Here is a 13,064-nt window from a genome sequence, read left to right as displayed (position 1 = left end):
GGAAACACCCATTTGTCTGACGATTCATGTTTAGCCTGCTGGATCCGAAGTCTATAGAGGTCTAAAACATCTCCTCACTCATTTGGATCGTTATCTCAGAATCATCACAAATGGTTTTTTGGAGCCCCTTGCATCTTGACATCTCATACTTGTAGAAAAAAGCCAGCGTATGCAATTTGCCAGCTTTGAAGGTTTTATTTGACTGATCTACAGCTGCCAGCCCCATTTTCAACCACTGCCAACCAATAACCACTGTGCTGAACAAGTCCATGAAAACCGTGGCATCGGCCAGAAACTTTTCGTGATTGCCTTTCATGGCAAATGGTACCAAATGACCTAAGCATGTCTGGATTAGTTTTGAACTTTCACCAAGCGTGATAGCATAGTTTTTCAATTTTTCATTACTTAGCGCTGAGGTAATAGTGGTTTCCATCTCTTTGGCCAAAAGCTGCAAAGCCTCTCCATTATTCATAGTTACTTTTCGACCTAAGAGATCGAGCGATTGAATACCTGTGGTGCCCTCGTAGATGGAGATGATTCTAATATCCCTTAGGTATTGCTGTGAGATAAAATCCATCATGTAGCCATAGCCGCCCAAAACTTGGAGGCCTGTATCTACCGAGTCCTTACCTGCTTCAGATGGATAAGTTTTCGCTATTGGATTGAGGATTTCGGTCAGTTGATGGTATTTGTTTTTTTCTTCTCCTTCAGTTGTGGCGTGCTTGTCTAGGTAATAAGAACACTGCAAAATCAAGCTGAGGCAACCTTCTACAATCGCTTTCTGATGAAGGAGCATTCGCTTTACATCCGGGTGGTTAATGATAAGTGTTTGCTCTATAGACGGGTCTTTTTTCCCAGAACTTTGGAGCTTTCGGCCTTGCGGGCGTTCCTTTGCATATTGCAGCGAAGCATAGTATGCCGCTGAAGCAATCCCCGTACCCATCCGACCGGTAGCTACTCTGGCCTCATTCATCATTTGAAACATGTAGCTGAGCCCCTGATTGGCCTGCCCGATGAGATAACCTATACTTTGTCCGCTATCGCCAAAAGCCAGGTGATTGGTGCAGTACCCTCGCTGGCCGAGCTTCACAAATTCACCAACGACATCTACATGGTTGTAATCACCTTTGGTACCATCATTATTTACATGATTCTGCGGAACCACAAACAACGAAATACCCTTGGTGCCAGCCGGAGCACCTTCGATTCTGGCCAAGACCAGATGAATGAAATTGTCAGAAAACTGATGGTCACTGGCCGAGATAAATATTTTTTGCCCCTTGATGGAATAGGTGCCGTTGTCTAAAGACTTGGCGGAAGAAGTAATGTCTGATAGCGAACTGCCAGCTTGTGGTTCAGTCAGACACATCGTACCACCCCATTCCATAGTTAGCATCTTTGGAACGTACCTTTGTTTCAATTCTTCTGATCCAAAAGTAAGAATGACATTGGCTGCGCCAGCGGTAAGTCCCAGATAGCCGGTCACATGATTATTGGCGGCTTCCATAATGAAATATAAGGCATTGACTACCAGCATGGGCATTTGTAAGCCGTTGTCTTCTTCGTTCATAGCTGCAGCTACCAATCCCATTTCGCCCGCTTTCTTTAGAATGGGGCCGAACTGTTCATGTACCGTCACTTTGCCATCCTTAAATACAGAGGGCTTTTCATCCATCTCCTGAATGTATGGGAAGAGGGCCGTGTCGCTAAAGCCTTTTACAGCATCCAACAGGAGGTCAATCGAGGCCTTGTCATAAGCTTTGTATCGGTCAGCTTGTAACAATTCTTCCAAATGATGAACTTCTGACAACAAGAAGTCAAGTGTTTGAGGATCGTAGTATTTCATCTTATACAGGTTAAGTTCTTAAATTAATGCCGATTGCTTACAAATCCCTTTGAATAATAAGATTTTTATTATTTGAGGATTCTCATCTATCACTATTGAACAAATTGAGCATACGAGGGGAGAGTTGAATTATATTTACTGCTTTCAAATACTGAATGAACAAAGTAGTAACCAGACTTAAAAACAGTACCTCCGGTCAATACCTTCTAAGGCATAAGAAGTATGCACCAATTGTCTTTTTTATTGGCGGTTTTATTTTCGATTCTTTAACTCTGGGTCGGATAGATAGAGCATACGACCTGACTATGTTGTGTATGCACATGGCATCGCTCAGTTTCATGATTTATGCTTTTAATCTGGCTGGTGACAATCGTTGGAAAAACACTATTCTTGAACGAATAGAACCGTACTTTCCACTAGCCATTCAATTCTTTTTTGGTGCTTTGTCTAGTGCCTATGTGATATACTTTTCCAGAAGTGTGTCACTCACCAAAACTGTCTCTTTTTTTAGCATCCTAGTGGTGCTATTTGTGGCCAATGAATTTCTAAAAAGAAAGCTGTCCAATAAGTACCTGCAGTTTAGCGTCTACAGTTTCATCAGCTTTACCTTTTTCACTTTTATGATTCCAGTGTTTATCAAACAGATGAACACTTTTGTATTTGTATGTTCTGGGCTGCTTAGTCTAGGATGTACGTTGGCCTTGATTATAAAAATTTATCGTAGGAGCGCTCGGACCAGATTGGAAGTGCACTTAGGAAAGTTGCTTAGTTTGGTCATTGGTATCTATGCCTTGATTTATGTTTTTTACTTTTTTAGGCTTATCCCTCCGGTTCCCATGGCGCTCAAAAGTGGCTTGGTAGGACATCAGGTGAAATTTGAAGAAGGAAAGTATTCCGTACTCTATGAAAAAGACGAATGGTATGTGTTTTGGCGTGCGCACCGTTTGAAACTACTCTGGAGACCTAGTGAGAAGGTGTATGTGTTTACCTCCATCTTTGCTCCAACAGATTTAGAAAAGTCTGTTTATCATCGCTGGAAGTGGTTCAACCCAAAATCAGAGGCATGGGAGATTATTGAAGACATTGGAATTAAGGTAAGAGGAGGCAGGACTGATGGCTATCGTGGCTATACCTACAAACACTGGGTGAGACCTGGTCAATGGGAAGTGGAGGTAATCACAGAAGAAGGGTTGGTGCTGGGTATGGTAGATTTTGAAATAGTAAAATCCAGGGAAGGTGCTCTAAGAAATACAGCTGTAAAAGTGTTTTGATATAATTCCAGTATTTTGCGAAAAATGAAGATTATGAAAAATCTAAAAAGTATCTGTTTATTGTGGTTGCTCTCATTGACCATTGCATGCGAGAAACCTATTGAAAAGGAAGGGTATGTTCAGGTTGAAGGAGGAAAAATTTGGTATAAGATGGTGGGAGAGGGAGAAGGAACTCCGCTGTTGATTTTACATGGCGGGCCTGGTTCCAGAAGTTGTACCATGATTCCCGGTTTTTCACTCTTAGGAAAAGACAGACCTGTGATATTTTATGATCAGTTGGGTTCCGGCTTTTCAGACAGACCTATTGACACCACCCTTTGGCGTATAGATCGATTCATAGATGAAATTGACTTACTTCGAGAGCATTTAGCCTTGGAAGAATTGCACATGTTGGGGCATTCGTGTGGAAGCACTTTTACCATTGAATACTTAGCTACCAAGAAGCCCAAGGGGGTTAAGTCTGTCGTATTTTCCAGCCCTCATATTAGTACGCCTCACTGGATGGCTGATGCTAAAATTCTAGTGTCTCAGTTGCCAGTACATATACGAGATACCATTGCGAAGTATGAAGCCCTGGAAGACTATGAGGCTAAGGAGTATTTAGCTGCTACGGATTCTTTTTATGCGAGGCACCTGAGTCGCAAGGCCTGGCCTTACTTGCCTAATCCTGTTTGTGATGGTGCTGCCGAATTCAATGATCAGGTATATAATCATATGTGGGGTCCTACTGAATTCACGGTTGCTGGGAGTTTGATGGATTTTGACCGCACGCCATTTTTAAAAGAGATTCAAGTGCCTATACTTTTTGTAACTGGAGAATATGACGAAGCACGTCCTGAAACCATTTATAAATTTCAGAAGATGGCCAATGATGCTACAGTTGAAATCATAGAAGGCGCTGCGCACATGACCATGATCGATCAGCCCGAGCGAGTTACTAAAGCCATCGGTGACTTTTTAAATCAAGTAGATAATTCTAATTAGATTTTCAGAAAATGAGCAATGATACTGTCATAGTTTAGAGCAACGTAGAGCAGAATGGCCAGGTTGGCATAGATCAGCACAGGTATCAACCAAATCAATACAACCAAAACAGAGCCTTCATTCAGGTAGATCACCCCAAGACTGAGCATCAGCCCAAGGTACAGATCCAACCCAATTTGTCTAGCCCAGTGTAATGGATACAATTTTCTGAGCGTAGAGAAAAAGTTTTCTTGTGAGCTACAGTATAGGGAGTAACTAAGAAAACTTAAGTAGATGGCCCAAATCAAATACTTGCCCAAGGGATAGGGGCCTTCACTCATGAATACGGGTTCACCTTCATGATTGAGAATGACTAAAAGAACAAATACAAAATAGATGATCCAAAGAAAGTTACGCTTTAAGAATTTCATTTTACGCCTATTGGTTCGCTTTCTTAAAAATAGTAAATCTCTTGTTTAGTTAGCCTTGAGTCTATGTACCTAGATTTTTATGATTCGGCCTTCCACTTCATATGTTCTTTGATCTGATTTTTAAATATCTTACCCTTGAGCTGCAGCTCTTTTTTCGAAAATTAAATTAATTTTTGCCTTGATAGTCAGGACTATTGAATGGTAAATAATCCTCACATTATGATTGTTTATTTGGACATTTGGAATGTAGCATGCACAAGGAGCGTGATAGTTAATTGTTGACATTAATTAGAAACCATGAGACAAACAATTTTAATAATCACCTTTATTTTATCTTATGCTGTGAATGTGAATGGGCAAAATTTCGTATTCATTGGTGAAAATAGTTACCCTAGTACTGAAAAATTTATGTTACAATCGAATTCTGACAGAGAAGACATTGGAAACTTAAACCTGGTATTTGCGAAAGACGGAAGGACTTCGTTAATAATAGTAAGTTCTAAGCTGACAGATGGAGTAAAGATTGCCAAAAAGCTTATTATCTATCTTGATGACGGTACTGTAATATTATGTACTGACCGCGGAATAAATGATAATGTTGATAATGTTGCCATTTCAGCATATTATTTAACTGCTTCGGAATTGAGTAAAATGAAAATCAGTAACATCAATACTGTTCGGTTTGAAATTGTATGTCCTGTATGTGGACCATTTAACTCTTGGGAAGGCGTTTACTCAGCTTCAAACAAAGGGAATTCAGAAACTAATTTTACAGAAGCCGTAACTGATTTTTTTAAAGAGTAATAAATTATTACTAACTAAACCTATACGGAATAGCCTACGGGATACTGCCAGTAGCTAATCCGATATCCGTAAGCTGATCAAAAATGACTGCCAAGGAATACATAGATAAATTATCAGAATTCAAATCTGAAAAAGAACTCAAGAAAGTCGAAAAGTTCTTTAAGGGAAATGATGGTGTGACCAAACCGTTTGGGGTAAAATTTGGTGATGTATTCAAGACTGCCAAGGATTTTATCGAAATGCCTTTATCTGAAATAAACATACTTTTAGATAGTGAATATTATGAGATCCGAATGGGTGCAGTAAGTATTATGGACTTTCAGGCAAAATCAAAGAAATCAACTGAAACGCAAAAAAAGGCTCTATTTGAACTGTACCTTTCAAGACACGACCGACTGAATAATTGGGATTTTGTGGACAGAGGATCGTATAATATAATTGGCGAATTCTTATTGGACAAACCTCGTGATATTCTTTACGAATTAGCTAAATCAGATAATATTTGGGAACGTAGGACAGCTATTGTTAGCACTTACGCATTTATCAAAAAAGGACAATTAAATGATACATTCCATATCGCAGAAATTTTGATTGACGATAAGGAAGAACTTATCAACAAAGCGGTTGGAAGTTGGATTAGAGAGGCCGGAAAGAAAAATACCGATACACTCAAGCTTTTTTTAGACAAATACGCTGAAACAATGCCTAGAGTAACCCTTCGTTATGCCGTGGAGAAATTTGACCAACGGACAAAAGACTATTATATGAATCTGAGAAATAATAAAGCGAACAAGTAATTCGCTGTATAGCACATAGTGTGATCAGTAGTATACGAAAGTTCAATGCTGTCACCAACACTGCCAAATCGTTGATTTAGCATTCAAGAATGAATATATTACAACAAAATACAACAGTTGAGCTCAGCGCAAACTTGATAGTTTATCGATTTCTGGTGCCTTACTTGTTACACTCTATTCGCTGGCAACCATTTTAAAACAAAGTTGTTCTGAAGTACAAACCATTAAAAAAAAATTATGAGAAACCAAAACCTTAGATTATTCGCAGCTCTTCTATTGTATGTGATATTATGTTCGTGTAATCAACAGCAAAAAAGCAAAACTGCTGAATCAGAAAAAATTGAAAAAGGAGAAAGCACAACAAAAAAGGTTACGTTGGAAAACTATGTCCTGGCAGAGACGGATTGGAACTTTCTTGAGCAAATGAAAACTACACCAATCAATCAGTGGTTGCATAAACCACCTGTGACTATGGAAAACCAAACTATCATTCGCTCAAATGCTGATGTTGTGTATTCACTAGCCGCTGTGGATGTCTCTGAAGGTGCCACTTTTTCCATACCAGAACGCCAAAATGGTGCCATGCAATTGATGCAGTTGATTGATGAAAATCACTATACCAGAGCAGTGATTTTTGCTGGAGAATCAATTACACTTACACCAAAAGATCTTTCTACAGGTAATTACATCTACATCTTGGCTCGGACTCGAATCTCTGATGATTTAGAAGAAACAAAAACGGCACAGGCCAGTATGGTCATTGATGCGAAATCAGCCAAGCCGTATACGGCAAAAGGGTTTAATGACGAAGAGGTAACCACATTAAGAAATAAACTAATTAAGGAAGTTACTAGTGGTGAGTTTTCTATTGACGCTTCTAAAGGTTTTGGAAAAGATGAAACCGAAGTAGATACAGGTAACTACCTTCATTGTGCTGCTATGGGATGGGGAGGTTTACCTCCAAGATATGCCCAATACACAGCCATGATATTAGGACAAGGATCTGATGATGCCAATCAAACTTTGACATTTCCTAAGCCTGATTTGGATTATGATAAAGGTGGATTCTTTTCGATAACCACTTACAACTCAGAGTCATGGATAGATCAAGAAAACTTTTACATAAGTATGGATAGAATGAGAGATAATGGAGACGGAACAGTTACTGTAGATTTTAATTCGGATACACCGTACTCAGTTACTGTATCCAAAGGATGGAACGCAACACTCAGACAATACTTGCCAAAGGATTGGAAAAAAACAGTTCAATCAACTAATGACTTTATGACTATTCCTATAGAAAGGAAATAAAACATTTGCCAATACTGTATAAAGGGCATTAAAGTGCCCTTTATACTTACTTATACCTTACCAACACCCCTTCCTCCAGCAACTTCTTAATCTCGATCTCAGTCATTTCGCTTTTGAATTCGTCGCGGATGTCTAAGACGTAGGCTTTGATTTTCATTTTGATGATCGACTGTCGCTCCTTGTATTCGTTGGAGAAAACTAAGTTTATCTCACCAAAATTTCTTTTATTAAACTCTCTTTAGCTAGAAAGTCTCTCCAATTTGGAAGCTGACGCTCCAGTCTCTTTTTCCAGCGGCAGCATCCAGTCCCACATTTAGGTGATTTTTAGGAAACACATTGATTCGGAAACCACCACCTGCTGCGGGAAGTAAAGTGCCGTTATTGTTGGTCATTTCTTCGTTGTGAACCATCGCCATCCCTGCGAAACCTACTAATCCAAAACGCTCAGTAAGATTCCAGCGATATTCTCCTTGCAGCGTATAAATTTGCTCTCCACGAAACTCTCCTTGTGAATAGCCTCTTAAATCCTTTCCCCCAAGGACGAACTGCTGGTTGAAACTGAGATCGCCTATCCCGACGCCAATATACAATCGGGCGGCTATGACATCCTTCTTTTGTCTTGTACTGAAGTATTGATTGTGATCAATTGTGATCTTATTGGAAGAGACTGCATTGCCGAAAAATTCAGGAAAAAAATTGTAATTGAAATTGGTGAGGTAGCCTTCCCATGGATAGTAGACATCGTCTCTTTTGTCATAAGACCAAATCAATAATCCGCCGTGCAAATCACTGTAATCAGTAGGGATATCTCCGATGTCGTAATTCGTAGCAAAATGGGTGTAGATATAACCCAAGCCTGCGTACATGGATGGGGCTATTTTTCGTTGAATGTTGAAATTGATATAATCCAGTCCGGTACTATAATCGACCACTTCTGGGAGGCCAGGCAGGTCAGGATAAAATTGAAAGTTTACATTGCCAGTAATAGCAGCCATTGTGATTCTGTAGTTATCCTCATCTAAAAAGAAGCGCCCAAAAACGCCACCCATCCAGGTGTCATTGGTTGTACCCATGATCATGGCTCCGGTCATGGACTGGGGGGAGATGGTGTCTTTTTTGTTGATCGTGTACATGGCCATAGGAATCAGCCCGTAGCCAAATCCAATACTTCTACTGTAGCTTACATACGGTATCGGAACAAAACTAAAATTTTTGCTACTGTCTGACCTTGATTGGGCACCGCCACCTCCTAATATTTGTCCATGACTGAATTCTGCAATCAAGAGTATGAGTGCAATGAGGACTACGTTTTTTTTCAAAGTAATTAGTTAATTACAAACAATGAGTCAAATATAGACTGATATGTGAAACTCAAGGAGAGTGGGTGGAGGTTTATTTGAAGTAGGGATTAGATTTCTAAACTTGTGTAATGGCCATCCCTTTCAGCCGTCTACTGAATTTCACATTCGTCGAATTGCTTTTTACGATGAGAGTTTTGGTGTTTAAATGAAGATTCAGTTTTTTTAAATCAAGCTCAAATGAGGGATGAGATGGCCACGTCGTCTGATTTGCCTACCACCAAATCATTCTCCTCGCCATGACGTTTTTAAGTTCGGGTCGGGAATTCTACAGCAGAAGCCAGTTAAAACCCGTCATTGCGAGCGGAGCGCGGCAATCCTCTTCGGCCTTCTACTGCCACTTGCCTTTGATCTTATTCCAAAAACCTTTAATCTTGAGTAGAAACCCTTCTGAGAATTACTAATTATTCAATTTTATAGATTATGATGCAGTGCGGATATTTTGTATTGCTTTATGTAAATATTATGATCGACTAATTTATAAATGAAAAGAAACACTGATTATTTGAAGTCTCAATTGCTTTCAGCTGATTGGAAAGATCAGAAGTCCATTACCAATCTACTTTTTGAAGATGGCGAGTACAGTTATCTTCTGGAACTCTTTCAACATGAAGACAGTTCAATAAGAAATTCGGTGGCACTTACATTCAAAGAACACAAATATCAGGAAGCACTTGATCCCATATTTAAGGCAGTCCAAACAGAGGCATTTAGAAACTCCAGAGGAACTTTGATTTTTGCCCTTCAATCATTGAATTGCAGCCACAAACTCAACGAATTATATAACATTCTCTTTTCAGCAACTAACAATTGGGAAGTGCAGAACGGTGTTCTGTCAATACTAGATGAACAAGAATTTGAATTTACTGCCGAGGAACTACTTTCAATAGAGTCTACATGGAAGGAGGTCAGAGGTGATTGGAATCGTAACAACGGGATTCAAGAAGAGAAGCATACAAACTTTCAAATTGATGAGAAAACTATAACAGAAGTTTTAAATGGGTTCTTGTCTCACTTGAATACAGAAGACAAAGAAAGATCGTAAGATTACTTGTATCTCCATGGTGATTGCTGCTAGAGATTAGCGGGGTGGTTTCTTTCAGCCTTCAACAGCCGCTTGTCTTTCGTCTTCCCTCAAAAATCCTTCTTATCCGCCAATCTCAACAAATTCAGTGCTGGCACCAATGTCCAAATAAACAGAGCCAAAAAGGAAAGGACAGCGCCCAGGCCAGAGCCAAAGAACTTTTGAAAGATGGCACCAGTATAGCCGAGTAAGGCCGCGATGTCCAGCTTGAGCAAAATCAAGATTCTGGATAAGTCTATGGGGTTGGCGATACTGGCGATAAGTGCAAACTGATCTAGAGGATAATCCTTGAACACCATCAGGAGAATCATGAAGATCCCATCGTACATCACTGCCAGAAACAGCCACAGGAGAATCGCATAACTAAATCCTTTGATACGGTTTTCATTCGCCAAAGCAATATTGATAGCCAGTCCTACGAAAATGAATGTGAGGAAAGTACCTGTGATGATCAATAGTGCAAAATTCCAAAATTCGGAAGACTGACTCACGCCATATATGAAAAATGGGATCCCTAGACCTAAAATCAAACTCAGGGATAAGGAAGTGGCAATACCCAAGTATTGACCTAAGAATATGGTACGACGTCTAATCGGTTGTGCCAGTAATAGTTCAGTAAACTCACGCGCACTGTAGTGATACATGATACCGAATATGGTACCGATCATTGGAGAGAGCACTACAATGATATTCATCAAAGTGATTACTGCTTTGGAAATGCTGCTGTTGAGAAACAGGAGTACAAAACCCAAGAGTAAATAAAAAGCGAAATAGACATAGCTCCAGCGACTCCTGGCCAGATCATAAAAGCTATATTTAAGTATCTTAATCATTGTAGTATTTGCGCTATAGCGTGTTCTAAATCTGTTTGTTTCGTTTCGGTTTTCAGCTGTTCCAGCGTGCCTTTGAAGTAGATTTTTCCATCCAAGAGAAAAACGATTTCGTCAGACAATTCTTCCACCAAATTCATGATGTGGGTGGTGATGAGAAAAGTTTTTCCCTTTGCCTTTTCTTCCATGATCAATTCTTTGAGCTGAATCAAGGCCACAGGATCCAATCCAGCAGTGGGCTCATCCAATATGTAGAGTTGACAGTCAAACATGAAAGTAAGTACAATGTTGACTTTCTGTCTGGTACCACCGGATAGTTTGCCCAGCTTTTTGTTCATAAAGGGCATTAGACCAAATCGATCAATCAAAGGTTGATCATCTGCTTTTTGGTCTCGAATGGATTTGATCATTTCGATTACTTCGATGACGGTAAGGTTGTCAGGAAATCGGGCAATCTGAGGTAGATACCCTATCTGATTTCTATAATCCCATGCAGCCAACGTAGACTGGCCGTTCAACTGGATGTCTCCATCCTGCGGAAGTACCATGCCTAAAATGCTCTTGAGTAGCGTGGTTTTTCCGGAACCGTTTGGCCCAAGCACAGCAAAGATACCGGGCTGATCTATCTGTAAGCTGACCCCATCCAATACTTGGAGTTGGTCAAATCTTTTTTTTATGTTTTCTATCTGTATCATAGCAATTGCTGCATGGCTGGAGTGGGGTCCAATAAATTATCAGGAGTAAAAACCGGAGATACCTTTTCTGAAAAGTTAATAATATCCACAAACAAACTTCGAAGTAGCACAATGGATTCCGGGCACTGACCGATGATATAAGAAAATAATTTTACGGGACGATAAGGTACATCGCCAATATCATCACGGTCTAGATCATAGCCGGTATAGCTGCTCCAATAGTTGTGCGTAAATTCATTGTCATTCATCTTGCTGTTGTAAGCAATATCTAGGGCATTGTTGATGAAGTTGTTGTCGAAAAACCGATTCGTATAACAGCCTCCAGAGACTTTGATGCCCCAGCCATTGTTTAGGAATTGATTCTTTTGATAGTTGATTCTTCCGGTGCCTTCCAGAAAAATGGCGATAGTGTTTTCGTCGAATATATTGCCTTCGACTTCAGCATCATAAATCTCTTTAAGAAGCAAACCATAAGAAGCCGTTCCCCAGTTTTTGGCAAACGTATTTTCCTTCATGATGATAAACTTGGAAAACATTACAGCTACGCCTGCACCATTGTGGTGAAAGTTGTTGTTGGTATATTCATCATGGTTTGAAAACATGAAATGCAGACCGTAGCGGACATTGTGGTGGCTATTGTTGTTTGTTACTTTGCTGTTAGTCACAAATTCGAAGTATATGCCATCGCGCAACCCGTAGGTCTCATTGTCCTGGATTACAATTTCTGAACAGTGCCAGAGATGGATGCCATTTCCGGAGTCAGTTTCTGTTTTTGTTTCACCTGAGATCGTATTGTTACTGATGATGCCGAAATGAGATTTTTCAATCAAAAAGCCGAAATACGGTTCGATTACTCTATTGTCTTTTAATACAAAATGATTGACTTTGTGAATATAAATGGCTGCATAGTCTTTAGTAAAACTTCGGCCTGCGTTGATAAAGGTCAGACCGATAATATTGACACTATCTGATTTTAAATGTAAGATGTGACGTTGTGATTGCCCATCCAAAATAGCATCCTTTTCTCCTAGAATTGTGAGAGGCTTATTGATGATCACTTCGACGGATTCATAGGTGCCTGTTTGAATCATGATCGTGTCATGAGGGGCAGTTTGCGTGACTGCCAGACTTAATGAGCTAACTGGACAAGTTTTACATACAGTAAGTTGGCCAGCTTCTACTAGCGTGGCTGCAAAGAGAAGCCAAATGAATAAATATCTGAACATGTTTTTTTCAGATTAATTAACTGAAAATTTTAATTCACCCCAAGTTAGTTTTTGATCAGTAGGCTTGCTGGCTAATTCGTCTCTGTTTTCTTTATTCGAGAATGCGGAAAGATGCGCACCCATTGGGCTGGGAATGGCTGTACTGATCAAGTAGTGAGCACTTTCAGCTTCTATCAATTGCTTGGGTGTCGTGTAGTCTGTGACCAGTAGGGTTTGTAACTCCTCTGCTTTCCATTGCTCCAGGCTCCTTACCATACATTCGATTGCATCGAAAGAATACGTTCGCCCTTTTTTAGTCATGACTTGGGCAGCATGCTGCTGATCGACTATTGTCATTTTGCAAGAATGGCAGCTGGTTGTGCCATATTCAATGGCGGCTGGTTGCGGGTTGCAACTGCTCAGAAAGAAAAGAAATAAAAGTGTATAAAGTGTTGGTCTGATCATCATT

General features: G+C 40.0%; 13 protein-coding genes. 6 read left to right on the top strand and 7 right to left on the bottom strand.

The annotated features are described in order from the left end of the window. Positions 1-61: 61 nt before the first annotated feature. The gene (locus ACOQO5_RS01620; protein WP_420579934.1) at positions 62-1,846 is read right to left on the bottom strand and encodes an acyl-CoA dehydrogenase; all 1,785 of its coding nucleotides are present in this window, start codon (positions 1,844-1,846) and stop codon (positions 62-64) included. A gap of 155 nt (positions 1,847-2,001) precedes the next feature. Here ACOQO5_RS01620 and ACOQO5_RS01615 point away from each other — a divergent pair, with 155 nt between their 5' ends. Further along, positions 2,002-3,117 (top strand): DUF2914 domain-containing protein, encoded by a 1,116-nt coding sequence (locus tag ACOQO5_RS01615; protein WP_420579933.1) that lies wholly within the window; start codon positions 2,002-2,004, stop codon positions 3,115-3,117. A 33-nt stretch (positions 3,118-3,150) separates the two neighbouring features. After that, the gene (locus ACOQO5_RS01610) at positions 3,151-4,101 is read left to right on the top strand and encodes a proline iminopeptidase-family hydrolase (RefSeq protein ID WP_420579932.1); all 951 of its coding nucleotides are present in this window, start codon (positions 3,151-3,153) and stop codon (positions 4,099-4,101) included. Here the strand turns inward: ACOQO5_RS01610 and ACOQO5_RS01605 are convergent. Further along, positions 4,098-4,511: a hypothetical protein gene (locus tag ACOQO5_RS01605; RefSeq protein WP_420579931.1), complete on the bottom strand. Its 414-nt coding sequence runs from the start codon at positions 4,509-4,511 to the stop codon at positions 4,098-4,100. The two genes, ACOQO5_RS01610 and ACOQO5_RS01605, sit on opposite strands and share 4 nt — an antisense overlap. Positions 4,512-4,808: 297 nt before the next feature. Between ACOQO5_RS01605 and ACOQO5_RS01600 the strand changes: the two genes are divergently transcribed. The 3 genes from ACOQO5_RS01600 to ACOQO5_RS01590 all read left to right on the top strand — a co-directional run bounded on the left by ACOQO5_RS01600 (position 4,809) and on the right by ACOQO5_RS01590 (position 7,423). Beyond that, entirely contained in the window at positions 4,809-5,315 is a 507-nt protein-coding gene (locus tag ACOQO5_RS01600; RefSeq protein ID WP_420579930.1) for a hypothetical protein, read from the top strand. An 83-nt stretch (positions 5,316-5,398) separates the two neighbouring features. After that, positions 5,399-6,112, top strand: a complete 714-nt coding sequence (locus ACOQO5_RS01595; protein ID WP_420579929.1) for a DNA alkylation repair protein — start codon at positions 5,399-5,401, stop codon at positions 6,110-6,112. 237 nt (positions 6,113-6,349) lie between these two features. Beyond that, positions 6,350-7,423, top strand: coding sequence for a DUF1254 domain-containing protein (locus ACOQO5_RS01590; RefSeq protein WP_420579928.1), 1,074 nt, complete (start codon positions 6,350-6,352; stop codon positions 7,421-7,423). Positions 7,424-7,665: 242 nt separating this feature from the next. Here the strand turns inward: ACOQO5_RS01590 and ACOQO5_RS01585 are convergent, their stop codons facing one another. After that, on the bottom strand, positions 7,666-8,742 hold the full coding sequence (locus ACOQO5_RS01585; RefSeq protein WP_420579927.1) for a BamA/TamA family outer membrane protein: 1,077 nt from the start codon (positions 8,740-8,742) through the stop codon (positions 7,666-7,668). Positions 8,743-9,265: 523 nt separating this feature from the next. Here ACOQO5_RS01585 and ACOQO5_RS01580 point away from each other — a divergent pair. Then, positions 9,266-9,826, top strand: coding sequence for a hypothetical protein (locus tag ACOQO5_RS01580; RefSeq protein ID WP_420579926.1), 561 nt, complete (start codon positions 9,266-9,268; stop codon positions 9,824-9,826). An 89-nt stretch (positions 9,827-9,915) separates the two neighbouring features. On the opposite strand, the gene ACOQO5_RS01575 is transcribed toward ACOQO5_RS01580, so the two are convergent. From ACOQO5_RS01575 to ACOQO5_RS01560, 4 genes are read right to left on the bottom strand one after another with little or no spacing between them, the layout of a single operon-like run. Then, the gene (locus ACOQO5_RS01575) at positions 9,916-10,698 is read right to left on the bottom strand and encodes an ABC transporter permease (RefSeq protein ID WP_420579925.1); all 783 of its coding nucleotides are present in this window, start codon (positions 10,696-10,698) and stop codon (positions 9,916-9,918) included. After that, positions 10,695-11,390, bottom strand: coding sequence for an ABC transporter ATP-binding protein (locus ACOQO5_RS01570; protein ID WP_420579924.1), 696 nt, complete (start codon positions 11,388-11,390; stop codon positions 10,695-10,697). The genes ACOQO5_RS01575 and ACOQO5_RS01570 overlap by 4 nt, the downstream gene beginning before the upstream one ends. Beyond that, on the bottom strand, positions 11,387-12,616 hold the full coding sequence (locus tag ACOQO5_RS01565; protein WP_420579923.1) for a nitrous oxide reductase family maturation protein NosD: 1,230 nt from the start codon (positions 12,614-12,616) through the stop codon (positions 11,387-11,389). Before ACOQO5_RS01565 ends, ACOQO5_RS01570 begins: the two co-directional genes overlap by 4 nt. Before the next feature lie 12 nt (positions 12,617-12,628). Beyond that, positions 12,629-13,063, bottom strand: a complete 435-nt coding sequence (locus ACOQO5_RS01560) for a nitrous oxide reductase accessory protein NosL (protein ID WP_420579922.1) — start codon at positions 13,061-13,063, stop codon at positions 12,629-12,631. Position 13,064 lies beyond the last annotated feature (1 nt).

It is taken from the genome of Reichenbachiella sp., assembly GCF_965223055.1.
GTDB lineage: Bacteria > Bacteroidota > Bacteroidia > Cytophagales > Cyclobacteriaceae > Reichenbachiella.
Note: the sequence above shows the minus strand (reverse complement) of the source record. Positions and strands in the feature narration are given on the sequence as shown.

Excerpts from the sequence above, each read along its gene's own strand:
- ACOQO5_RS01595 (WP_420579929.1), top strand. The coding sequence starts at position 5,399 with ATGACTGCCAAGGAATACATAGATAAATTATCAGAATTCAAATCTGAA.
- ACOQO5_RS01600 (WP_420579930.1), top strand. The coding sequence starts at position 4,809 with ATGAGACAAACAATTTTAATAATCACCTTTATTTTATCTTATGCTGTG.
- ACOQO5_RS01565 (WP_420579923.1), bottom strand. The coding sequence starts at position 12,616 with ATGTTCAGATATTTATTCATTTGGCTTCTCTTTGCAGCCACGCTAGTA.
- ACOQO5_RS01575 (WP_420579925.1), bottom strand. The coding sequence starts at position 10,698 with ATGATTAAGATACTTAAATATAGCTTTTATGATCTGGCCAGGAGTCGC.
- ACOQO5_RS01590 (WP_420579928.1), top strand. The coding sequence starts at position 6,350 with ATGAGAAACCAAAACCTTAGATTATTCGCAGCTCTTCTATTGTATGTG.
- ACOQO5_RS01580 (WP_420579926.1), top strand. The coding sequence starts at position 9,266 with ATGAAAAGAAACACTGATTATTTGAAGTCTCAATTGCTTTCAGCTGAT.
- ACOQO5_RS01605 (WP_420579931.1), bottom strand. The coding sequence starts at position 4,511 with ATGAAATTCTTAAAGCGTAACTTTCTTTGGATCATCTATTTTGTATTT.
- ACOQO5_RS01610 (WP_420579932.1), top strand. The coding sequence starts at position 3,151 with ATGAAAAATCTAAAAAGTATCTGTTTATTGTGGTTGCTCTCATTGACC.
- ACOQO5_RS01570 (WP_420579924.1), bottom strand. The coding sequence starts at position 11,390 with ATGATACAGATAGAAAACATAAAAAAAAGATTTGACCAACTCCAAGTA.
- ACOQO5_RS01620 (WP_420579934.1), bottom strand. The coding sequence starts at position 1,846 with ATGAAATACTACGATCCTCAAACACTTGACTTCTTGTTGTCAGAAGTT.
- ACOQO5_RS01560 (WP_420579922.1), bottom strand. The coding sequence starts at position 13,063 with ATGATGATCAGACCAACACTTTATACACTTTTATTTCTTTTCTTTCTG.
- ACOQO5_RS01615 (WP_420579933.1), top strand. The coding sequence starts at position 2,002 with ATGAACAAAGTAGTAACCAGACTTAAAAACAGTACCTCCGGTCAATAC.